This is a genomic window from Ruegeria jejuensis (assembly GCF_041537905.1).
Taxonomy (GTDB): domain Bacteria; phylum Pseudomonadota; class Alphaproteobacteria; order Rhodobacterales; family Rhodobacteraceae; genus Ruegeria_C.
The window spans coordinates 109,279-129,653 of sequence record NZ_JBGRUO010000004.1 but is presented as its reverse complement, the minus strand read 5'-3'; the positions used below and the strand labels follow the sequence as shown (position 1 = coordinate 129,653).

General features: G+C 58.7%; 23 protein-coding genes. 12 read left to right on the top strand and 11 right to left on the bottom strand.

All coding sequences use genetic code 11. The annotated features are described in order from the left end of the window. Positions 1-53 precede the first annotated feature (53 nt). Positions 54-1,166 carry an alpha/beta hydrolase gene (locus AB1E34_RS06645; protein ID WP_372571551.1) on the top strand — a complete coding sequence of 371 codons (1,113 nt, stop codon included), beginning with the start codon at positions 54-56 and terminating at the stop codon, positions 1,164-1,166. Further along, positions 1,163-2,404 (top strand): MFS transporter, encoded by a 1,242-nt coding sequence (locus AB1E34_RS06640; protein ID WP_372571550.1) that lies wholly within the window; start codon positions 1,163-1,165, stop codon positions 2,402-2,404. The genes AB1E34_RS06645 and AB1E34_RS06640 overlap by 4 nt, the downstream gene beginning before the upstream one ends. Here AB1E34_RS06640 and AB1E34_RS06635 read toward each other — a convergent pair. The 3 genes from AB1E34_RS06635 to AB1E34_RS06625 are packed head-to-tail and all read right to left on the bottom strand — an operon-like array spanning position 2,368 to position 4,660. Next, positions 2,368-2,964: a Smr/MutS family protein gene (locus tag AB1E34_RS06635; protein WP_372571549.1), complete on the bottom strand. Its 597-nt coding sequence runs from the start codon at positions 2,962-2,964 to the stop codon at positions 2,368-2,370. The two genes, AB1E34_RS06640 and AB1E34_RS06635, sit on opposite strands and share 37 nt — an antisense overlap. Further along, positions 2,964-4,007 (bottom strand): murein transglycosylase A, encoded by a 1,044-nt coding sequence (mltA, locus tag AB1E34_RS06630; protein WP_372571548.1) that lies wholly within the window; start codon positions 4,005-4,007, stop codon positions 2,964-2,966. The genes AB1E34_RS06635 and mltA overlap by 1 nt, the downstream gene beginning before the upstream one ends. Beyond that, the gene (locus tag AB1E34_RS06625; RefSeq protein WP_372571547.1) at positions 4,004-4,660 is read right to left on the bottom strand and encodes a Tim44/TimA family putative adaptor protein; all 657 of its coding nucleotides are present in this window, start codon (positions 4,658-4,660) and stop codon (positions 4,004-4,006) included. The genes mltA and AB1E34_RS06625 overlap by 4 nt, the downstream gene beginning before the upstream one ends. Before the next feature lie 108 nt (positions 4,661-4,768). On the opposite strand from AB1E34_RS06625, the gene AB1E34_RS06620 reads away from it, so the two are divergent. Together AB1E34_RS06620 and secB are read left to right on the top strand one after the other, a co-directional pair. Then, positions 4,769-5,272, top strand: coding sequence for an FxsA family protein (locus AB1E34_RS06620; protein ID WP_372571546.1), 504 nt, complete (start codon positions 4,769-4,771; stop codon positions 5,270-5,272). A 55-nt stretch (positions 5,273-5,327) separates the two neighbouring features. Further along, a complete protein-coding gene (gene secB, locus AB1E34_RS06615) occupies positions 5,328-5,846 on the top strand; it encodes a protein-export chaperone SecB (protein ID WP_306200829.1) in 519 nt (172 codons plus the stop codon). A gap of 24 nt (positions 5,847-5,870) precedes the next feature. On the opposite strand, the gene dnaQ is transcribed toward secB, so the two are convergent. From dnaQ to AB1E34_RS06595, 4 genes are read right to left on the bottom strand one after another with little or no spacing between them, the layout of a single operon-like run. Beyond that, entirely contained in the window at positions 5,871-6,596 is a 726-nt protein-coding gene (dnaQ, locus tag AB1E34_RS06610; RefSeq protein ID WP_372571545.1) for a DNA polymerase III subunit epsilon, read from the bottom strand. Then, the gene (coaE, locus tag AB1E34_RS06605) at positions 6,589-7,179 is read right to left on the bottom strand and encodes a dephospho-CoA kinase (RefSeq protein WP_372571544.1); all 591 of its coding nucleotides are present in this window, start codon (positions 7,177-7,179) and stop codon (positions 6,589-6,591) included. Before coaE ends, dnaQ begins: the two co-directional genes overlap by 8 nt. Then, on the bottom strand, positions 7,176-8,009 hold the full coding sequence (locus AB1E34_RS06600) for a shikimate dehydrogenase (protein WP_372571543.1): 834 nt from the start codon (positions 8,007-8,009) through the stop codon (positions 7,176-7,178). Before AB1E34_RS06600 ends, coaE begins: the two co-directional genes overlap by 4 nt. Next, on the bottom strand, positions 8,006-8,605 hold the full coding sequence (locus tag AB1E34_RS06595; protein ID WP_372571542.1) for a Maf family protein: 600 nt from the start codon (positions 8,603-8,605) through the stop codon (positions 8,006-8,008). Before AB1E34_RS06595 ends, AB1E34_RS06600 begins: the two co-directional genes overlap by 4 nt. Before the next feature lie 402 nt (positions 8,606-9,007). Between AB1E34_RS06595 and AB1E34_RS06590 the strand changes: the two genes are divergently transcribed. The 7 genes from AB1E34_RS06590 (at position 9,008) to AB1E34_RS06560 (ending at position 16,368) form a co-directional block, all read left to right on the top strand. Then, positions 9,008-9,457 (top strand): CopD family protein, encoded by a 450-nt coding sequence (locus AB1E34_RS06590; protein WP_372571541.1) that lies wholly within the window; start codon positions 9,008-9,010, stop codon positions 9,455-9,457. A gap of 123 nt (positions 9,458-9,580) precedes the next feature. Then, positions 9,581-10,852: a transcription termination factor Rho gene (rho, locus tag AB1E34_RS06585; RefSeq protein WP_306200817.1), complete on the top strand. Its 1,272-nt coding sequence runs from the start codon at positions 9,581-9,583 to the stop codon at positions 10,850-10,852. A gap of 30 nt (positions 10,853-10,882) precedes the next feature. Beyond that, a complete protein-coding gene (gene mnmE / locus AB1E34_RS06580) occupies positions 10,883-12,169 on the top strand; it encodes a tRNA uridine-5-carboxymethylaminomethyl(34) synthesis GTPase MnmE (RefSeq protein ID WP_372571540.1) in 1,287 nt (428 codons plus the stop codon). 12 nt (positions 12,170-12,181) lie between these two features. Next, on the top strand, positions 12,182-14,050 hold the full coding sequence (gene mnmG / locus AB1E34_RS06575; protein ID WP_372571539.1) for a tRNA uridine-5-carboxymethylaminomethyl(34) synthesis enzyme MnmG: 1,869 nt from the start codon (positions 12,182-12,184) through the stop codon (positions 14,048-14,050). After that, positions 14,047-14,667: a 16S rRNA (guanine(527)-N(7))-methyltransferase RsmG gene (rsmG, locus tag AB1E34_RS06570; RefSeq protein WP_372571538.1), complete on the top strand. Its 621-nt coding sequence runs from the start codon at positions 14,047-14,049 to the stop codon at positions 14,665-14,667. Before mnmG ends, rsmG begins: the two co-directional genes overlap by 4 nt. Then, positions 14,660-15,463: a ParA family protein gene (locus AB1E34_RS06565; protein WP_372571537.1), complete on the top strand. Its 804-nt coding sequence runs from the start codon at positions 14,660-14,662 to the stop codon at positions 15,461-15,463. Before rsmG ends, AB1E34_RS06565 begins: the two co-directional genes overlap by 8 nt. A gap of 11 nt (positions 15,464-15,474) precedes the next feature. Next, positions 15,475-16,368, top strand: a complete 894-nt coding sequence (locus AB1E34_RS06560; protein ID WP_372571536.1) for a ParB/RepB/Spo0J family partition protein — start codon at positions 15,475-15,477, stop codon at positions 16,366-16,368. Here the strand turns inward: AB1E34_RS06560 and AB1E34_RS06555 are convergent. Genes AB1E34_RS06555 through rph form a run of 4 tightly spaced genes read right to left on the bottom strand, consistent with a single transcriptional unit; the run spans position 16,358 to position 19,187 of the window. Beyond that, positions 16,358-16,711 (bottom strand): YbaN family protein, encoded by a 354-nt coding sequence (locus tag AB1E34_RS06555; protein WP_372571535.1) that lies wholly within the window; start codon positions 16,709-16,711, stop codon positions 16,358-16,360. The two genes, AB1E34_RS06560 and AB1E34_RS06555, sit on opposite strands and share 11 nt — an antisense overlap. Before the next feature lie 4 nt (positions 16,712-16,715). Beyond that, a complete protein-coding gene (gene hemW, locus AB1E34_RS06550; protein ID WP_372571534.1) occupies positions 16,716-17,873 on the bottom strand; it encodes a radical SAM family heme chaperone HemW in 1,158 nt (385 codons plus the stop codon). Further along, the gene (gene rdgB / locus AB1E34_RS06545) at positions 17,863-18,477 is read right to left on the bottom strand and encodes an RdgB/HAM1 family non-canonical purine NTP pyrophosphatase (RefSeq protein WP_372571533.1); all 615 of its coding nucleotides are present in this window, start codon (positions 18,475-18,477) and stop codon (positions 17,863-17,865) included. The genes hemW and rdgB overlap by 11 nt, the downstream gene beginning before the upstream one ends. Further along, positions 18,474-19,187 (bottom strand): ribonuclease PH, encoded by a 714-nt coding sequence (gene rph / locus AB1E34_RS06540; RefSeq protein ID WP_372571532.1) that lies wholly within the window; start codon positions 19,185-19,187, stop codon positions 18,474-18,476. The genes rdgB and rph overlap by 4 nt, the downstream gene beginning before the upstream one ends. A 114-nt stretch (positions 19,188-19,301) precedes the next feature. Here rph and hrcA point away from each other — a divergent pair, with 114 nt between their 5' ends. Further along, positions 19,302-20,366 (top strand): heat-inducible transcriptional repressor HrcA, encoded by a 1,065-nt coding sequence (gene hrcA / locus AB1E34_RS06535; RefSeq protein WP_372571712.1) that lies wholly within the window; start codon positions 19,302-19,304, stop codon positions 20,364-20,366. The last annotated feature ends 9 nt before the right edge of the window (positions 20,367-20,375 follow it).

The window sequence follows — 20,375 nt, the reverse complement described above, 5'->3', positions numbered from 1 at the left end:
CCTCGGCGTGGAATCGTCTAGCGTGGGGCCGCATTCAAACCGGAGTTTTGCTCATGCGGCCCGTATTGCTCGGTCTTTTTGCGATTATCCTCACCGCTTGCGTCGATCGCAGCATCAATCCGGTCGTGCCCGAGGCGTTGGATGTCGGCGAGCCCTACACCGTCTTCGTGGCGTCGAGCCGGGCGAAAGAGGCGGACGGAACCTATGGGTTTCGCCGCTCTGACAGTCTGAGCCTGCTTGAGCTTACCGTCTCTATCCCGCCTGGGCACAAGCCCGGCGATCTGAACTTTTCTTACGCCAACCCGGACCCGGAACAGCAGTTTGCCCTTGCAGCTCAGAAGGAGTTTGCAACGCAGAGCGATTTCAACACGCGCGTGAGACAGCAGATGCGCAGCTTTGATGCCGACAACCGCGAGGTGGTGATCTTTGTCCACGGCTATAACACCACACAGGTCGAAACCGCCTTTCGCGCTGCGCAAATGGCGCATGACGTGGAAATCCCCGGCCAGATCATGATGTATTCCTGGCCCAGTCGCGGCCGCGCCTATGGGTATGCCTATGACCTCGACAGCATGTTGTTCGCGCGTGACGGGCTGGAAAGCTTCGTCAATCAGGTCAAAGCAGCGGGGGCGAAACGGGTCATATTGGTGGCGCATTCCATGGGCTCGGCCCTGACGATGGAAATGCTGCGTCAGGCCGAGCTCAAGAACCCCGGCTGGGCCAGTCGCACCTTTGAAGGCGTGATCCTGATCTCGCCCGATCTGGATATCGACCTGTTCCGCGAACAGATGGATGAGATTTCGAACGTGCCGCAACCCTTTGCCATCATGGTCTCGGAAAAGGACAAGGCGCTGGGGTTTTCCGCCCGCTTGCGCGGCACCGCTGACAGCGAACGCTTGGGCAATATCAGCTCAATCCAGAAAATCGCCGATCTGCCGGTCGAGGTGATCGACACCACCGAATTCAGCGACGACGCGGCCTCTTCGCATTTCGTGGCCGCGACCTCTCCGTCGCTTCTCGCGATGTTCAAATCTGTGCGCCCGCTGAGCCAATCCCTTGAATCCGAAAGCTCGGGGTTCGAGGCGTTGGTTCCGGTGGGTCTGCGCAACACCTCTGGCGCAACCGAGGTCAGACTCAGCGCACCGCTTTCCGGCGACCAGAGATGAGCGATGGCGGGTTGCGCGGATACCTGATCCGCAATGCCCGGTGGCTGGCTGCGGGAGGGTTGCTGACCTTTCTGTCCTGTTTCGGCCAAACCTTTTTCATCTCGGTTTTCGCCGGAGAGATTCGCGCTGAATTCGACCTCAGCCATGGTGGCTGGGGCGGCATCTATGGGATTGCCACGGCGCTATCGGCCGTTGTCATGATCTGGTCCGGCGTGATGACCGACTGGTTTCGAGTGCGTATGCTCGGCCCGATTGTGCTGCTCGGGCTGGCCGTTGCCTGCCTTGGCATGGCCCTGAACAGCTGGGTGATCCTGCTGCCGGTCGTGATCTTTGGCCTGCGCCTGTTCGGGCAGGGGATGAGTTCGCATATCGCGCTGGTCGCAATGGCCCGCTGGTTTCAAGCGACGCGGGGCAGGGCGCTGGCCATCGCAACGCTTGGCTTTGCCTTCGGCGAGGCCGTGCTGCCATTTGGTTTCGTCAAAGCAATGGCGCGCTTTGACTGGCGTGATCTCTGGATATTTTGTGCACTTGTCTGCGTCGCGGGGATTCCGGTTCTGATGTGGTTGCTCCGCCGTGAGCGCACGCCGCAGAATCTGGCCAAGGGCGAGTCGAGCACCGGCATGAACGACCATCACTGGACGCGGGGCGAGGCCATCTCGCATCCCTTGTTCTGGTTCATCGTGCCGTCCATCCTCGGCCCGTCGGCCTTCATGACGGCGACGTTTTTCCATCAGGTCCACCTTGCCGAGGTCAAGGGATGGGAGCATCTGACATTTGTTTCGATGTTCCCCGTCTATACCGGGCTGTCGATCCTGACCGCCATCGCCACCGGCGTGGCCTTGGACAGATGGGGCACCGCGCGCATGATGCCGCTGTTCCAATTGCCCATCATCCTGGGCTTTCTCATGTTCGCATTCGGCAACGGCGTCGGGGCGCTCTTGCTGGGATTTGTGCTGATGGCGATGACCACAGGGGCAAATACAACCCTGCCCAGCGCCTTCTGGGCCGAATTCTATGGCACCGCCCATATCGGATCCATCAAGGCGCTTGCTACGGCGGTCATGGTGTTGGGGTCCGCCATCGGCCCGGTTCTGACCGGCGTGCTGATCGACGTCGGCATTGGGATGGAGACGCAATTCCTCTGGTTTAGTCTCTATTTTCTGATGGCCTGCCTGCTCGTGCGGGTCGGCATCAGCCGCGCTCAGACCCCGCCGCGCGCGCGTCGCAGATACACGTAATAGGCGCCGTCGCCGCCATGGCTGATATGCGCAGGTGTAACCTGAAGCACCGCTTGCGCCAGAGGTGGCAGGGACAGCCATTGCGGCACCTGATTGCGCAGCACGCCGCGCGGTGTTGGGATCGGGCCGGGTTCATCGCGATCCTTGCCCTTTCCGGTGATCACCAGCACCAGCCGCTTGCCTGAACTCTGCGCCGACAGGATGAACCGCACCAATGCCGGATGCGCGGTGTCGATCCGCATCCCGTGCAGGTCCAATCGACCCTCGGGCTTGATGCGGCCGCGCTTCATCTTTGCAAATGCTTTTTGATCCATTTGCAGGGGCAGGGCGGCGAGGCGATCCGTGACTGCGGGCTTCAAATGGGGGCGCTGGGGTTTCTGCTTGGCCGATTGGCCGATATCAAACGCCTCGATCCGGGGCAGAGGAGTCTTGGAGGGTTTGGGTTTCGGCAGTATCGCAGGGCGCATCGGTTCCACCTTTTGCGGATGCAGCCGCTCGGTGCGCTCAACCACCTTTTTCCAAAGGTCGATCTCGTCCTGACGCAGTTTCCGCCGTGTCATCACAGCCCATCCGGTGCCAACGCATAGGCGCGTTGAATGGGCAGTAAAACCACCATCCGCCCGGGATCCCTGAGCTTGCCAGCCGCCCGGCCGGCTGTGTCACCGGTGCCAAAAAAGATGTCGGCTCGCTGTGCGCCCTTGATGGCCGATCCGGTATCCTGCGCGATCATCAGGCGGCGGATCGGACCGGCGCCGTCTTTCTCCAGCCAGACCGGCGCACCCAGCGGGACAAAGGCAGGATCAACCGCGATGCTCCGCATGGCCGTGACCGAGCGGTTCATCGCCCCCAACGGGCCAACGCTGGCAGGCAAACGTTTGAGTTCGCGAAAAAAAACGTAAGACGGGTTGTGGAACAGCAGCTCCGCCCCGGCCGCCGGATTGCTGCGCACCCAGCGCTTGATCACCTCGGCGCTGACCTGATGCGCGGCAAAGATACCCTGCCGTACCAGCTCGCGCCCGACCGAGCGATAACTGTGCCCGTTGGCCCCGCCATACCCGACCCGAACCGTGTGACCATCCGCCATGCGGATACGCCCAGATCCTTGGATTTGCAGGAAAAACAGCTCCACCGGGTCATCGACCCAGGCGATCTCAAGGCCCCGGCCTTCCATGACGCCACTGGTCAGAATATCGCGGCGATGCAGCCACTGGCCGGCCTCCCGCGCCTCGGGCGGCATCTTGTAGATGGGGTATTTGTAAGGGCCACCGGGGCTGCGCGCACCATTCAGTTCGGGTTCAAAATAGCCGGTGAAAAGCGGATCGGCACCGTCTTCGATCAACACGGGACGAAAGAAAAGCTCGAAAAACGATCGCGCGCCCGCCGCATCCTGTTCCCGGCCCAAGGCGCACAGCGCACGCCAATCGGGATCATCCAGATCGCCGCAGGTGTTTAGAAAAACGGAAAGAGCGGCGGAGTGATCATCCGCCGCCCAGCCATCCAGACTGTCATAGTCCAGCACGGTATGCGTGGTCTCTGACCCGGAAGGTGTTCCCGCAACCATCACGACACCTGCCAGAAAAACCGACCGGAGCGCTGCAATCATGCGTCCGTGGCGACAAGCAGCCAGTTGGGATCATCGGTGCCCATGGTGCGCGCAAAGGTCCAGGTGTCTTTCTGGCGTTTGACCGTGTTGGGGTTGCCCTCGACAATCTCGCCGTCGCTATTGCGCACGACCGAGGTCAGCTCGCCCACAAAGCGCATGCTGATCTGGGCCAGATTGGTATCCTTGTCGAATTTGACATCCGCCACGGTAGTTTCGCGCACGCCCACAAACTCGGACTCGATGGTCAGGCCCTGATCCTCGCGTGCCGAGACAACCGAAACGAATGTGTCGAACACATCCTCGGCCAGAAACGGTTCGATCTCTTTGAGGTTGCCATGTTCGAACCCCATGACAATCATCTCATAAGCGCCGCGCGCGCCCTGCACGAATTCACCGACCGAAAAGGCCGGTTCGATCCGCTTCATCGCCGCCAGCGCTTCGGCCTGATCGCTGCCTTCGGCGACGTGATCGGTGATGTCGTGGTCGGGCCCGCCTTCGATGACTTCGAAATCGCGCCCCGCGCGCCCTTGCGGCTGCTGCGGAACAGGCGGTTTTTCAAAGCCTTCGCGTGTGCCCAGAACACTTCTGAGGCGCAGGATCAGGAAGATGGCAATGCCGGCCAGCACAAGAAGCTGGATCAGGGGAGAGTTCATTTTGTCCTCGTCTTAGACGTCAGGCTTTGTAAGCAGAGCCTCTCGTCATTATGTAGGGGCTAGGCGGGGGCAAGTCCACCGCTCAACCCGAGGGAAAGGACCCTGAAAATGTATCTGTTGCTGGCATTCTTGCTGATACCGGTCATTGAGATCGCGCTGTTCATCCAGGTGGGCGGTCTGATTGGGCTCTGGCCAACGCTGGCCATTGTGGTTGGCACAGCGTTTTTGGGCACCTGGCTGGTAAGGACACAAGGCCGTATGGCCATGGGAGAATTGCAGCGCGCGTTTTCCGAACTGGACGATCCGACCGAGCCGCTGGCCCACGGTGCGATGATCCTGTTGTCGGGGGTTCTGCTGCTGACACCGGGGTTTTTCACCGATGCGGTTGGCTTTGCGCTGCTGATCCCGGGCGTGCGGGTGGCGGTATTCCGCTATCTGCAGAAACGGATGGTGGTCACGCAGTTCCGGATGGGTCCCGGTCCCGGCATGCGTCCGGATTTCCATGATCGGGGCAATGGCGATGTGATCGACGGCGAATATGAAGAAGTCGTCCGGCCCCGCGACCCGAACGAACCGCCATCGGGCTGGGTCGAAGGTCCTGACCGCCATTGAGGTGCATGGGCCAAGCTGCTAAGCATTGACTGGTTTTTTATTCAGGAGTGGTTTCATGGCCGAAGACGACGCTGCAGCAGATCAGGAACAGCAGCAGCAGCCCCCGCAGGTCCAGATGCGTGTTCTTGCGCAATTCATCCGGGACATGTCCTTTGAGAATGTCATGGCGCAAAAAGGCGCGTCAGGTCAGATTGAACCGGACATCAATGTTCAGGTCAGTGTCGATGCCCGTCGACGTCAGGTCGAACACCAGTATGATGTGACGCTCAAGCTCAACATCACCAACAAGGCCAAGGGCATGGACGATATCCTGTTCCTGATGGAGCTGGACTATTACGGTATTTTCCATGTCGAGGGCATTCCGTCAGAGCAGCTGCAGCCGTTTCTGCTGATCGAATGTCCGCGCCTTCTGTTCCCTTATGTGCGCCGGATCGTCAGCGACGTGACCAGTGATGGTGGCTTCCCGCCGCTGAACCTGGATCAGATCGACTTTGTTCAGATCTATCGCCAGCGCCTTGCACATGTGCAGGCACAGGCTCAAGCGCAGCAAAAAGATCAAAAGGCAGACGCCTGATCTTGCCTCCCGCGCCTGACCGGATCAGTCGCGGGACCACAGGGCGTTTTCGCCCAGCTTTTCCACAAAAGCCTCATGCGCAGCGCGTTCTTCATCGCTGATCCGTGACGCAAGGGCCGCGGGGCGCGGCTGCGGGCGCCAAGTGTCTTCGCTGGAAGACCCTCTCTGACCTGATGCGTTTGACAGTCCGAAATCGGGTTGCCGCCCGCCGATCAATTCCAGATAGACCTCGGCCAGAATCTCGGAATCGAGCAAGGCCCCGTGCAACGTGCGCGCGGTATTGTCGATGCTGAACCGACGGCACAGCGCATCCAGCGTGGCGGGCGAGCCGGGAAACCGTTTTCGGGCAATGGCCAGCGTGTCGATGGCCTGCTCCCACGGGATCTCTTCGACCCCCATCCAGCGCAGTTCAGCATTGAGGAATTTCATGTCAAAAGCCGCGTTGTGGATCACCAGCTTTGCATCCCCGACAAAGTCCCGGAAAGCCTGCCCGATCTTGGCAAAAACCGGTTTATCCTTCAGCAGCACCGCACCGGGGGCAGGTGTTTGCGGCGGCTCCAACAGGTCGGGACCGATCCCGTGCACCTCGAACGCTTCCTGCGGCATGGAACGTTCTGGATTGATATACTGGTGATAGGTCCCGCCCGAGGCGACATGGTTCCAAAGCTCGACCGCACCGATCTCGACAATCCGATCACCGCTTTGCGGATCGAACCCCGTGGTTTCGGTATCGAGTACAATCTCACGCATTTGCCAGCCCTGTCCGTATCTGCCCGACAATCTTTGTAACCTGCCGCCGGGCGTGATCCAATGTGTCAGTCATAATGACATAATCCGACCGGGCACATTTTTCATCATTCGGCATCTGTTTCACCCGGATCTGTTCGAACTGTGCTTCGCTCATTGTGCCACGCTCCAGAACCCTTTGGCGTTGCAAATCGGCGGGGATCGTCACGCAGGCCACCGCATCCATCGCCGCGTCGCCGCCCGTTTCGAACAATAGCGGGATATCGAAGACGAGAATATCAGCCTGCGCCGATTGGCGGAACGCGGCCCGGTCTTGCGCCACGAGCGGATGCACAATCGCCTCAATCTCTTTCAGCGCGGTCGGATTCTCGGCGATGATCCGCTTCAACGCAGCGCGATTCACAACGCCGTCATCAACTGAATCGGGAAAGCGCGCCGCGATCGGCGCAACCGCGGCGCCCTTGTCATAGAGCCGATGCACAGCCGCATCCGCATCCCATAGCGCGCAGCCTTCTTCGACGAACATGGCGGCCGTGGTGCTTTTGCCCATCCCGATAGAACCGGTCAGCCCAAGGCAGAAACTCATCTGAGCGCCGCCGCCCGGGTTGCGTCATCGACAACGGGGCGCTGCCCAAACCAGCGCTCGAAACCCGGCACAGCCTGATGCAGCAACATGCCCAGGCCATCGACCGTGGTGCATCCGGTCTCTTCGGCGACGCGCAGTAGCCGGGTCTTAAGCGGCGTATAGACCAGGTCGGTCACCACGCAATCGGGCGACAACCCGTCCAGCGGCACGCGCAGTTCGGGGTTTCCGACCATGCCCAATGAGCTTGTGTTTACCAGCAGCTTGGCCTCTTCGACCACATTGCCCGCTTGCACCCAATCGGCCACCACCACGCGCTGGCCGAAATCATCCTTGAGCCGCTCAGCGCGGGAGCGGGTGCGGTTGGTCAGGATGATCTGTGGCACGCCAGCCTCGGCCAGCGAAGCAATCACCGCCCGCGCCGCGCCGCCTGCGCCGAATACCACCGCAGGGCCGGCGCCTGGATCCCAATCCGGCGCGCCCTCGCGCAGGTTCGAAATAAAGCCATAGCCATCGGTGTTGTCCGCAAGAATCGTTCCGTCGGGTCGAAAGATCAGCGTATTCGCCGCGCCGATCAGGATTGCCCGGTCCGTGACTTTGTCGGCGATGGACATCACCGCCTCTTTATAGGGGATCGTCACGTTGAGCCCGACAAACCCGGCCTTGGGCAGGGTGCGAATGACGGTTTCAAGATCCTGCCCGGCAACATCCATTGGGACGTAAAACCCAGAAATCCCCATCGTGGTCAGCCAATGACGATGAATGAAGGGCGACTTGGAATGCGCGATCGGGTGCCCGATGACACCAGCCAGTGGTATCCGCATGTCTGTCATTGGTCGATAACCCCCCGCAAAGCCAGATAGTTGAGCAACTCCAACAAAGGGATACCCAAAACGTTAAAATAGTCGCCGTCAATGCTGGTGAACAGGCGCACGCCTTCTTCTTCCAGCTTATAGCCGCCCACTGCATGACGGATGCTGTCCCAGTTTCGCTGGACGTAACCCGCCAGGTAAGCATCCGTACTGTCCCGCATCCGCAGCCGCACCTGACCCACATGGCGCCAGACCGGCTTGCCACCTTCATATATCACAGCCGCCGACAATAACATGTGCCGCTTGCTGCGCATCGCTTTCAGCTGCTCCAGCGCCTCCTCCGGCGTGTTGGGTTTCGACAACAGCTGCCCCTCGAAATCCAGCACCTGATCACAGCCCAGAACCATTGCCTCGGGGTTCCGTTCGCTGATGCGGCGCGCTTTCCATTCGGCCAGCGTATCAGCGATATCGCGGGGGGCTGCGTTCTCGGCCAGCAGCGCCGCCTTGATCTGATCCTCGTCCACGCGCGGCACTTGTACGTCAAACGGGACAGCGGCGTTGCGCAACAACTGCGCCCGAATGGTCGACCCGGAAGCAAGCAGGAGTGGGACAGACATGTGGAAAACCCCGTGAGAAAGACTGTGTTTCGATGTGAACCCTTTGCATGATTTTAAGCAAATCGCGCAAGAGCCATAAAAGGCGCAGTTACGTCCCGAAATCACGCATCATCTATCCAGCCGGGACAAGGATAAGTCGCAACCGGTGATCAACCGCGATCTTCCAGAGTTATCTCGATTTTATCCACATGTCACAGAGCTGTCATGTTCCTTAACTAACTGTGAAAAAATGATAATTTACTCCGTCAACATATCCCGTCCCTTAACTGCTCAACTTTTCCCTGCTGGGGACAAGCCCGGGTAAAACCCAATAATCCACCGAAATCCTTTCCCCAACAAAACCATCATCCTTTTTTCTTTCTTTCTTTTTTACTAAGGAGAGATCGAGCAAGGCGGGACAACATGACCGATTTTCTTTTCATTCTCTATCCATGGATCAAGTCGCTACACATCATGGCAGTGATATCCTGGATGGCCGGCCTGTTCTACCTGCCCAGACTTTACGTCTATCACGTCGAAAACGCCAAAGACGTCGACGGCGCATCAGCAATCTTCGAGACGATGGAACACAAGCTGCTGCGGGTGATCATGCAACCGGCAATGATTGTCAGCTGGGTCTGCGGACTGATCATGGTGATGACCCCGGGCATCGTTGACTGGAGCTACATATGGCCTTGGACCAAGGGCGCATCGGTGATTGCAATGACATGGTTTCATCATTGGCTGGCAATCAGACGCAAAGACTTTCTGTCTGGGCGCAACAGGCTGACCGGGCGGCAGTTCCGCATGATGAACGAGGTCCCCACCGTCCTGATGGTGATCATTGTGGTCTCGGTCGTGGTAAAGTTTTGACAGGCATTTGACTCCGCCGCGCGCGCCACCTATGTAAGCCGGGATCCATCCGTCCGGGTGGCGTGTTTTCCAAGTCCATGAATGTCTGTGCCGCCCCTCATTGCGGCCAAGGGTCCTATAACCATGACAACCGAATCCCTCAATCTTGCCGATCTCAAAGCCAAGAGCCCCAAAGATCTTTTGGCGATGGCCGAAGAGCTGGAGATCGAAAACGCCTCGACCATGCGTAAGGGCGAGATGATGTTCCAGATCCTGCGCGAACGTGCGGACGAGGGATGGGCCATTGGTGGTGATGGTGTACTTGAGGTGTTGCAGGACGGTTTCGGCTTTCTCCGCTCGCCTGAGGCGAACTACCTGCCGGGTCCGGACGACATCTATGTCTCGCCCGACATGATCCGCCAGTACAGCCTGCGTACCGGGGACACGATCGAAGGGCAGATCAAGGCCCCCAATGACAACGAACGCTATTTCGCGCTGACCAATGTCACCAAGATCAATTTTGAGGCGCCCGAAAAAGCCAAGCACAAGATCGCCTTCGACAACCTGACGCCGCTTTACCCCGATGAGCGTCTGAAGATGGAGATCGAGGATCCCACTATCAAGGACCGCTCGGCCCGGGTTATCGACCTGGTGGCCCCGATCGGTAAAGGCCAGCGTTCGCTGATTGTGGCCCCGCCGCGGACCGGTAAGACGGTGATCCTGCAGAACATCGCGCACTCGATCGAGAAGAACCATCCGGAATGCTACCTGATCGTGCTGCTGATAGATGAACGCCCCGAAGAGGTGACCGATATGCAGCGCTCGGTGAAGGGTGAGGTTGTGTCATCGACCTTTGATGAACCGGCAACCCGCCACGTGGCCGTATCCGAGATGGTGATCGAAAAAGCCAAGCGTTTGGTGGAACATAAACGAGATGTTGTTATTCTTCTCGACTCGATCACAAGACTTGGTAGGGCGTTCAACACTGTGGTGCCGTCCTCGGGCAAAGTTCTGACCGGTGGTGTGGATGCGAATGCGCTGCAACGCCCCAAGCGGTTCTTTGGCGCGGCACGGAATATCGAAGAGGGCGGGTCGCTGACCATCATCGCCACCGCGCTGATCGATACCGGCAGCCGGATGGACGAGGTCATCTTCGAAGAATTCAAAGGCACCGGTAACTCGGAAATCGTGCTGGATCGTAAAATCGCAGACAAGCGCGTCTTCCCGGCCATCGACATCCTCAAATCCGGTACACGGAAAGAGGACCTGCTGGTCGACAAGGGCGATCTGGCCAAGACCTTTGTTCTGCGCCGGATTCTCAACCCCATGGGAACCACCGACGCGATCGAGTTCCTGCTGTCCAAGCTCAAGCAGACCAAGACCAATTCCGAGTTCTTCGATTCGATGAACACCTGATTCTTTCGTGACCATCGCGAGGCCATCGGTATGGATACCATCTTTGCGCTGGCCAGCGCGCAAGGCAAAGCCGGCGTTGCCGTGATCCGTATCTCCGGGCCGCAAGCCCGGAGCGCGGCCGAGCAGATATGCGGCGCCCCCTTGCCCGCGCGTGGCATGCGATTTCATAAATTGACGGATTCGTCCGACGCGGTTCTGGACGAGGCCTTGGTGCTGTCATTCCAGGCGCCCGCCAGCTTCACCGGCGAAGACGTGGTTGAGTTTCAAATCCACGGCAGCCCCGCCATAATCACGGCGGCGCTGCGGGCCTTGTCGGACCATGATTCGCTGCGTTTGGCGGAACCGGGCGAATTCACCCGCCGCGCGATGGAGAACGGTAAACTTGATCTGGCACAGGTCGAAGGTCTGGCCGATCTCATTGATGCCGAAACCGAGGCGCAGCGAAAGCAGGCACAGACGATCCTAGCGGGTGAGCTTGGCAGGCTGGCGGAATCCTGGCGTCGCGATCTGATCCGTGCGGCCTCGCTGTTGGAGGCGGTGATCGACTTCGCTGACGAAGAGGTGCCGACTGATGTCACGCCTGAAGTGCGCTCGCTGCTCGTTGCTGTTACCGCAGACCTTGAGCGAGAGGCAGCCAGCGTCAAGATTGCCGAACGCATCCGCACCGGGTTTGAGGTTGCGATTGTCGGCCCCCCGAATGTGGGAAAATCTACCTTGCTCAACGCCTTGGCCGGGCGAGAAGCGGCGATCACCTCGGAGTTTGCAGGTACAACCCGCGACATTATCGAAGTGCGCATGGACCTGTCCGGGTTGCCGGTGACCCTGCTGGACACGGCCGGTCTGCGCGACACCGAAGACTATGTGGAAGGTATCGGAATCCAAAAGGCCAAGGATCGCGCCGACCACGCTGATCTAAGGGTATTCCTTAGCGATTCTTTGGATGACCTGAAAATCACACCGCAGCCCGATGACATTCATGTCCGTCCCAAGGGTGACTTGCATGGGAATCAGCCCGGGTTCATATCGGGGTTGACCGGGACGGGGATCAATCAATTGGTCACGCAAATCTCGGAGCGACTGCTCAACCGCGCCAGCAGTCGTGGCATTGCAACCCGCGAACGCCATCGCACCGCGATGATTACTGCAATGGCAGCGCTGTCAAATGTCTCTTTGATCCTCGACTCCGGGCCAGATCAGTATGATATAGCTGCGGAAGAACTGCGCACGGCAATCCGTGCGCTTGAATCTCTGGTGGGCCGGGTAGATGTCGAAAACTTGCTGGACGAAATCTTCGCGAGTTTTTGCCTGGGTAAGTAAGGAGTGTTTCACGTGAAACATTCAGAGTTTGATGTTGCTGTCATCGGGGCAGGGCATGCGGGTTGCGAAGCAGCCCATGCCGCCGCGCGGCTTGGCGTTCGTGTTGCGCTGATCACGCTGAAGCAAGACGATATCGGTGTGATGTCCTGCAACCCAGCCATCGGGGGTTTGGGTAAGGGACATCTCGTCCGGGAAATCGACGCGCTTGATGGTGTTATGGGCCGCGTCGCGGATTACGCTGGTATCCAGTTCCGCCTGCTGAATCGCCGTAAAGGACCGGCGGTCCAAGGACCACGCGCTCAGGCGGATCGCACGCGGTACCGCTCAGGAATGCTCTCGGAAACTTTGAAACAGCAAGGCCTGACCGTCATTGAGGGCGAGGCCGTTGATTTCCTGATGAACGGCGCGGCTGTTGCGGGTGTTCTTCTGGCCGACGGATCGGAGGTACGCTCGCGCACGGTTATCCTGACTTCTGGTACGTTCCTGCGCGGGATTGTTCATATCGGGGATGTCAGCCATCCGGGTGGCCGTATGGGGGACAAGCCGTCCGTGAAACTCGCCGAACGGCTCGACTCCTTTGATCTGCCACTCGGACGCTTGAAAACTGGCACACCGCCACGACTTGACGGGCGCACGATTGACTGGAGTGATCTGCAGATGCAGCCGGGCGACGATGATCCGGTTCTTTTCTCGTTCTTGTCCAACGCCCCGGCCGCGCGGCAGATATCCTGCGGAATCACGCATACAAACGCGCAAACTCATCAGATCATTGCTGACAATCTTGAAAGGTCGGCCATGTATGGCGGTCATATCGATGGGGTGGGCCCCAGATATTGCCCGTCGATCGAGGATAAGATCGTCCGCTTCGCCGACAAGGAGTCGCATCAGATTTTCCTTGAACCAGAAGGGCTTGATGATCACACCATCTATCCGAACGGGATTTCCACCTCGTTACCGCGCGATGTGCAGGATGATTACGTCCATTCCATCAAAGGGCTTGAGCAAGCGGTCATTCTGCAACCGGGCTATGCTATCGAATATGATTATGTCGATCCTCGGTCGCTATCCAACCGCCTGTCTCTGGAGTCGGTGCCGGGCCTGTTCCTGGCAGGACAGATTAACGGGACAACGGGGTATGAAGAAGCTGCCGCGCAGGGGTTGGTTGCTGGTTTGAATGCAGCGTTGGAGGTCAAAGGCGCGGAACCTGTGCTGTTTGGCCGCTCCAACAGCTATATCGGTGTAATGATTGATGATCTGACGACACGGGGCGTGACCGAGCCCTATCGGATGTTTACCTCACGGGCGGAATTCCGATTGTCTTTGCGCGCGGACAATGCCGATCAGCGGCTGACACCTGTTGGAATAGAGCTCGGCTGCATAGACGATTGGCGTCGGGAGCAATTTCTGGAAAAAATGGCACAAATCGATGCTGCGAAATCGATGCTGACGGAACATACATATACCCCAAAGCAATTGCAGGACGCGGGTATATCTGTGAACCAAGATGGAAACCGGCGGGATGGGATGGCCGTGCTGGCTTTCCCGGATGTGTCTTTCGAGGATCTTCTGCCAGTGATCGACGGTTTGGGTGCGGTGCAGGATCCGATCCGCCGTCAGGTTGAACGCGATGCGCTATACGCAAATTACATTGCGCGGCAGCAAAAGGATGTCGCGGCGCTGAAGCGCGACGAAAACCACCGCATACCGGCCGGTTTTGACTTTTCGCGCCTTGAAGGGCTGTCCAGCGAGCTGAAACAAAAGCTTGTCTCGGCTCGACCGGAAAATCTGGCCCAGGCTGCGCGAGTCGAAGGGGTTACGCCCGCAGCGCTCGCGTTGATTCTCGCCCATCTTCGGCGGCTGGATCGGGTGCGCAGCGCATGAGTGACGCGGCGGGGGCCCTGGCGGGTTTCGATGTTTCACGTGAAACAATCGAAAGACTGACAATTTATGCGGACCTGGTCAGGAAATGGAATCCCAAGATCAATCTGGTTTCCAAACCTAGCCTTGAAACTCTGTGGACACGTCATTTTGTGGATTCCCTCCAGGTTGCCCAAATCGCGACCCCTAACGGCCATTGGGTTGATATCGGGAGCGGTGGAGGGTTCCCCGGGCTGGTCGTTGCAATAGCGGCGATGGAGATCGAAGCAGACCTTCGCTTCACATTGATCGAAAGCGACCAAAGGAAATGCGCTTTCCTGCGCACCGTCCTTCGCGAAACCGGTTGCGAGGCCAAAGTTCTGGCCAAGCGCATAGAATCCGTCGATCCGCAGCAGGCAGATATTGTCTCTGCCCGAGCTCTCGCCGATCTGGAGACACTTTTTTCCTTTTGTGACAGGCATTTGAAACCGGAAGGCGTGGCGCTGTTTCCCAAGGGGGTCAGTTGGAAAAAAGAAGTGGATAACGCAGCGAAGCAATGGAATTTCACGGCGGATGCGATTACTAGTTTAACAGAACCCAATGCGGTCATTCTGAAAATCCGAGGAAATGCGCGTGTCTGATCTGTCTCGTCCCGAGGGCCCCCGTATCATCGCGGTTGCAAATCAGAAGGGGGGCGTTGGGAAAACCACCACGGCAATCAATCTGGCTGCGGGTCTAGTCGAGCAGGGGCTGCGTGTTCTGGTGGTTGATCTCGATCCTCAGGGCAATGCCTCTACCGGTCTTGGTATTGATGAGCGTTCGGGCACGACTTATGAGCTGTTGATCGACGAAGCGCCGTTGACCTCGGTCATTCGGGATACGGACATTGAAGGCTTGTCTATCGTTCCGGCAACGGTCGATCTCAGTTCTGCCGATATCGAGATGATGTCCAACGAAAAGCGCAGTTTCCTTTTGCATGATGCGTTGCGGCAGACGGCGATGGACGCGTTTGGCTGGGATTTTATCCTGATCGACTGCCCGCCATCGCTAAGCCTTCTGACTGTGAACGCCATGGTTGCGGCCCATTCGGTGCTGGTGCCGCTGCAAAGTGAGTTCTTTGCGTTGGAAGGGCTGTCGCAACTGATGCTGACGATCCGAGAAGTGCGGCAGACGGCGAATCCCGACCTCAGAATCGAAGGTGTTGTGTTGACCATGTTCGACAAACGCAACAACTTGTCCCAGCAGGTTGAACAGGATGCGCGTGACAATCTGGGTGCGCTTGTGTTTGACACCAAGATTCCGCGTAATGTACGACTGAGTGAAGCCCCATCCTTTGCGCTGCCGGTGATGAATTATGATCCAACCTCGCAAGGTGCTGCGGCCTATCGGGCGCTGGCCGAAGAATTGCTGCGCAAACATAACAAAGTCGCCGCATAAGGCGGAGAGGAGTGAGCATGAAAACCTCAAAACCACGCGGGCTTGGGCGCGGTCTTTCTGCGTTGATGGCGGATGTGACTCCTGAGCCTGTGAATTCCGAATCCGCTCCGACTCGGTCCGACATTGCGGTTCCAATCGAAAAGCTGCGCGCCAATCCGGATCAGCCGCGACGCAGTTTCTCGCAGGAGAATCTGGATGAGCTTGCCGCGTCGATCCGGGAGAAGGGGATTCTGCAGCCGTTGATCGTGCGTCCGGTGGATGGTGGTGAATACGAGATTGTTGCCGGCGAGCGCCGGTGGCGCGCGGCGCAGATGGTGCAATTGCATGAAGTTCCCGTGCTTGTCCGTGATCTGGACGATACCGAGGTTCTGGAAGTCGCCATTATCGAGAATATTCAACGGGCCGATCTGAACGCAGTGGAAGAGGCGGCAGGCTATCGTCAATTGATGGACAGGTTCGGCCATACTCAGGAAAAGCTGGCCGAGGCGCTTGGCAAAAGCCGAAGTCACATTGCGAACCTGCTGCGGTTGCTCTCGCTGCCGTCGGATGTTCAGAGTTTTGTGGTGGATGGCAAACTGTCAGCCGGGCATGCGCGGGCTCTTATTACGGCGGAAAACCCCTCTGATCTGGCGAAACAGGTGGTGAAGGAGGGGTTGTCGGTTCGGGCGACCGAAGCGCTGGTCAAGAAGCAGCAACAGGGCGAGGCAGGAAAAACCCCAACAGCACTACGTCCATCAGCCCCAACCAAAGATGCCGATACCCGCGCTTTGGAGCGCGACTTGTCGGCGATTCTGGCAATGAAAGTGGCAATCAATCACAAGCCAGGCGCGGAATCGGGCCAGGTTGTACTGACCTATGAAAACCTTGATCAACTGGATGATCTTTGCGCCAAACTCAGCCGTTAGGGCGGGTCCAGATAAAGATCAGCACGCAGCTCAACACCAGCGCCTGAATGATCAGTACATAGCCGGGCGCCCCAAAGATAAGTGACAGCAAAAATACGGCGGCGACTGAGAGGGTGGCCGTTTTTTTTGCGCCGGGCCGGATCGCGCCGGAGCTGTGCCAGTCGTCGATCATCGGACCAAACAGGCGATGGCTCAGCAACCAGTCATGCAGGCGGCTTGAGGAGCGGGCAAAGAAGAACGCCGCCAGAAGCAGGAACGGAACTGTCGGCAGCAGGGGCAACACCACGCCGATGACAGCAAGGCCAACACAGATCAGACCCAGCGCTGCCCAGAGATACTGCATTCGATCAGCCCACCATCAATTCGCGCAGGATGGCATTCAGGACGGGGCGTCCGGTTGGCGTCGCCCGCAGCATAGCGCCGTCCTGTTCGATCATGCCGAGCTCGATAAGTTGCGACATTTTGTGTGAGTTTATCGGACTACCCGAAAGATTGGTGTATCTATCGATATCTAGACCTTGAGACAGGCGCATACTCATCATCATGTATTCCTCGGCCTGTTCAGCGCTGGAAAGCGGTGTTCTGAGAGTATCGCCAGAGCCGGACTTGACCGCCTTCACCCATTCGCTTGGCATTCGATAGGTTTCGGTGGCGTATCGCTGCCCGTCAATCGTCAGCCGCCCATGGGCGCCGGGGCCGATGCCCAGGTAATCACCATAGCGCCAATAGATCTGATTGTGCCGCGATTCCGATCCCGGGCGGGCGTGGTTCGAAACCTCGTAAGCGGGCAGGCCGTGGCGGGCGCAGATCTCTTGCGTGGCCAGATACATGTCGGCGGCGGCGTCGTCCTCGGGCAACCCCCGCAGTTTGCCCCGCGCATACCGATCGCCAAAGGCGGTGCCGTCTTCGATCGTCAACTGATAGAGCGAGAGGTGATCTACCGCCATGGACAGCGCTTGGGTCAGTTCTGTTGACCAATCTTCATGCGTCTGGTCCTGGCGCGCATAGATCAGATCAAAGCTGACGCGGTCAAAGCAATTGCGGGCGATGTCGAAAGCCGCACGCGCCTCATCAACCGTGTGGATTCGGCCTAAACGGCGCAGATCATCATCGTTAAGCGATTGAATTCCCATGGAAATACGATTGACCCCGGCATCACGGTATCCGGCAAACCGCCCGGCTTCGACCGAGCCGGGATTGGCCTCAAGCGTAATCTCAAGATCATTGGCAACCGGCCAGTGTTTGCGCGCAGCCTCGATCACCGCCGCCACGGTTTCAGGTTCCATCAAGGAGGGCGTGCCGCCGCCGAAAAAGATCGTGTTCAACACCCGGCCCGACAGCGCGGGCGCGGTGCGGTTTAACTCGCTCAGGTAGGCGTCGACCCAGACCCGTTGATCGATCTGCGATGAAACATGGCTGTTGAAGTCGCAATAGGGGCATTTGGCCTGACAGAACGGCCAGTGCACATAGAGGCCAAAGCCACCCTGTTGCCAGTCATCCGTCAAAACAGCCGGTCACGAATTTCGCGACCGCATCGGCGCGATGGCTGATCTTGTTCTTTTCCCAACGATCCATTTCCCCGAATGTCTGGTCATAGCCTTGCGGCACAAACATGGGGTCATATCCGAACCCGTCAATGCCGCGCACGGGCCAGACCAGATGGCCGGGTGCCACGCCTTCGAACACTTCGTCGTGGCCATCAGGCCAGGCCAACACCAGCGTGCAGCGGAATTGCGCGTGACGGGGATGGGGGGTCTCGCGCGCCTCAAGCTCATTATGGGCACGGGTCATGGCCACCATAAAATCGCGACCGTTGCCGGTTTCGGCCCAGTCGGCAGTATAGACACCGGGCGCGCCGTCGAGCGCGTCGATGGTGATGCCGGAATCATCGGACAGCGCGGGCAGGCCGGTCGCCTTGGCTGCGGCATGGGCCTTGATCCGGGCATTGCCGATAAAAGTGTCCTCGGTTTCCTCGGGTTCCGGCAGGTCCATCTCACCAGCGCCGATGACCGTGACCCCAAAAGGTGTGAGGAGATGCGCCATCTCCTCAAGCTTGCCCTTGTTGTGGGTCGCGATCAGCAGCCGGTCGCCGGTGAATTTGCGGGTCATGCGGCGGCGGCCTTTTGTGCGGCGGCCAGTTCCGAGACGCCTTTTTCCGCCAAATCCATCAGTTGGTTCATCTGGTCGCGGGAAAAGATCGACCCTTCCGCAGACATCTGTACCTCGATCAGTTTGCCCGATCCGGTCATGATAAAATTGCCGTCAACGCCTGCTTCGCTGTCTTCGGGGTAATCCAGATCAAGCACCGGTTGGCCTGCATAAATCCCGCAGGATACCGCCGAGACCGGATCGATCAGCGGATCAGAGATCACGTCGCCCGTCTTCATCAGTTTGTTCACGGCCAGACGCAGCGCCACCCAGCCACCAGTGATCGAGGCGCAGCGGGTACCGCCATCAGCCTGGATCACATCACAATCGACGGTGATCTGACGTTCGCCCAAGGCAACCCGATCCCCACCGGCACGCAGGGCGCGGCCGATCAGGCGCTGGATTTCCACGGTGCGTCCGCCTTGCTTGCCCGAAGACGCCTCACGTCGCATGCGGGTGTTGGTCGAACGGGGCAGCATGCCGTATTCGGCGGTAACCCATCCCAGCCCCGAGCCCTTGATGAAGGGCGGCACGCGATCCTCGATGGTGGCGGTGCACAGCACATGCGTATCGCCCATGCGGATCATGCAGGAGCCTTCGGCATGTTTGGTCACGCCGGTTTCAATTGAAACCGGGCGCATTTCGTCTAATTTTCGTCCAGAGGGTCGCATCGGAATTCCTTATCCTGTCCGGCCTTGGGATACCGTCCGCGGGATGGCAAGCGCAACCCCAATTGACCTTTGTATCACATGGGTTTTAATGACCGCCCGACCGAGGATGCGCGTATGAACGATGCGACGAAACTGTTGGAAGACATGAACGAACGCTCGCGCGAAGTGTTCCGTTTGATCGTCGAGTCCTATCTGGATAGTGGCGAGCCCGTGGGCAGCCGCACCCTGACCCGGACGCTCAGCGAAAAGGTCAGCGCCGCCACCGTGCGCAACGTGATGCAGGATCTGGAATATCTGGGCCTGCTCGACAGCCCTCATGTCAGTGCCGGACGGGTGCCGACGCAGATGGGTCTGCGGATGTTTGTCGATGGTTTGCTTGAGGTTGGCGAGCTTGAGGATGCCGACCGGACGCGTATCGATTCCACGCTTGGCAATGAACATTCCGATGTCAGTGGCATGCTCGACCGGATCGGCTCTGCCCTGTCGGGGGTTACGCAGGGGGCCTCGCTGGTGCTGACGCCCAAGCATGAGGCCGAGATCCGGCATATCGAATTTGTCTCACTCGCCCATGACCGTGCCTTGGTGGTTCTGGTCTTCTCCGACGGGCATGTGGAAAACCGCCTGTTTACCCCGCCGCCCGGGCAGACCCCAAGCTCGATGCGCGAAGCGGCCAATTTCCTGAACACATTGATCGAAGGGCGCACGATCGGCGCGGTGCGGCGCGATATTCAAAGCCAGATCACGACGCGCCGACAAGAGATTGATTCGCTTGCGCGCGAGATGGTCGAAAGCGGGCTGGCGGCCTGGGACAGTCAGGATTCAGACTCCGCGCGGCTGATCGTGCGGGGCCGGGCGAATCTGCTGGGGGAAACCGATCAGGCCGAAGAGCTGGAGCGGATCAGGACGCTCTTTGACGATCTTGAGCGCAAGCGCGACATCGCGGATTTCCTGGAACTGACCGAAGAAGGCGAGGGTGTGCGCATTTTTATCGGCTCAGAGAACAAACTTTTCTCACTTTCGGGTTCCTCTCTGGTGGTGTCTCCATATATGAACTCTGATCGAAAGATTATCGGTGCCGTGGGTGTGATTGGACCCACGCGCCTGAACTACGGACGGATCGTGCCGATTGTGAATTATACGGCGCAACTGGTCGGGAAATTGATTTCCGACCGGAGCTAGAGGTGAAAA

Excerpts from the sequence above, each read along its gene's own strand:
- mltA (WP_372571548.1), bottom strand. The coding sequence starts at position 4,007 with ATGATTGCAGCGCTCCGGTCGGTTTTTCTGGCAGGTGTCGTGATGGTT.
- AB1E34_RS06625 (WP_372571547.1), bottom strand. The coding sequence starts at position 4,660 with ATGAACTCTCCCCTGATCCAGCTTCTTGTGCTGGCCGGCATTGCCATC.
- rph (WP_372571532.1), bottom strand. The coding sequence starts at position 19,187 with ATGCGACCCTCTGGACGAAAATTAGACGAAATGCGCCCGGTTTCAATT.
- rdgB (WP_372571533.1), bottom strand. The coding sequence starts at position 18,477 with ATGACCCGCAAATTCACCGGCGACCGGCTGCTGATCGCGACCCACAAC.
- secB (WP_306200829.1), top strand. The coding sequence starts at position 5,328 with ATGGCCGAAGACGACGCTGCAGCAGATCAGGAACAGCAGCAGCAGCCC.
- dnaQ (WP_372571545.1), bottom strand. The coding sequence starts at position 6,596 with ATGCGTGAGATTGTACTCGATACCGAAACCACGGGGTTCGATCCGCAA.
- AB1E34_RS06590 (WP_372571541.1), top strand. The coding sequence starts at position 9,008 with ATGACCGATTTTCTTTTCATTCTCTATCCATGGATCAAGTCGCTACAC.
- AB1E34_RS06600 (WP_372571543.1), bottom strand. The coding sequence starts at position 8,009 with ATGACAGACATGCGGATACCACTGGCTGGTGTCATCGGGCACCCGATC.
- AB1E34_RS06620 (WP_372571546.1), top strand. The coding sequence starts at position 4,769 with ATGTATCTGTTGCTGGCATTCTTGCTGATACCGGTCATTGAGATCGCG.
- coaE (WP_372571544.1), bottom strand. The coding sequence starts at position 7,179 with ATGAGTTTCTGCCTTGGGCTGACCGGTTCTATCGGGATGGGCAAAAGC.
- hrcA (WP_372571712.1), top strand. The coding sequence starts at position 19,302 with ATGAACGATGCGACGAAACTGTTGGAAGACATGAACGAACGCTCGCGC.
- AB1E34_RS06555 (WP_372571535.1), bottom strand. The coding sequence starts at position 16,711 with ATGCAGTATCTCTGGGCAGCGCTGGGTCTGATCTGTGTTGGCCTTGCT.
- AB1E34_RS06645 (WP_372571551.1), top strand. The coding sequence starts at position 54 with ATGCGGCCCGTATTGCTCGGTCTTTTTGCGATTATCCTCACCGCTTGC.
- mnmE (WP_372571540.1), top strand. The coding sequence starts at position 10,883 with ATGGATACCATCTTTGCGCTGGCCAGCGCGCAAGGCAAAGCCGGCGTT.
- AB1E34_RS06635 (WP_372571549.1), bottom strand. The coding sequence starts at position 2,964 with ATGACACGGCGGAAACTGCGTCAGGACGAGATCGACCTTTGGAAAAAG.
- AB1E34_RS06595 (WP_372571542.1), bottom strand. The coding sequence starts at position 8,605 with ATGTCTGTCCCACTCCTGCTTGCTTCCGGGTCGACCATTCGGGCGCAG.
- rho (WP_306200817.1), top strand. The coding sequence starts at position 9,581 with ATGACAACCGAATCCCTCAATCTTGCCGATCTCAAAGCCAAGAGCCCC.
- rsmG (WP_372571538.1), top strand. The coding sequence starts at position 14,047 with ATGAGTGACGCGGCGGGGGCCCTGGCGGGTTTCGATGTTTCACGTGAA.
- AB1E34_RS06640 (WP_372571550.1), top strand. The coding sequence starts at position 1,163 with ATGAGCGATGGCGGGTTGCGCGGATACCTGATCCGCAATGCCCGGTGG.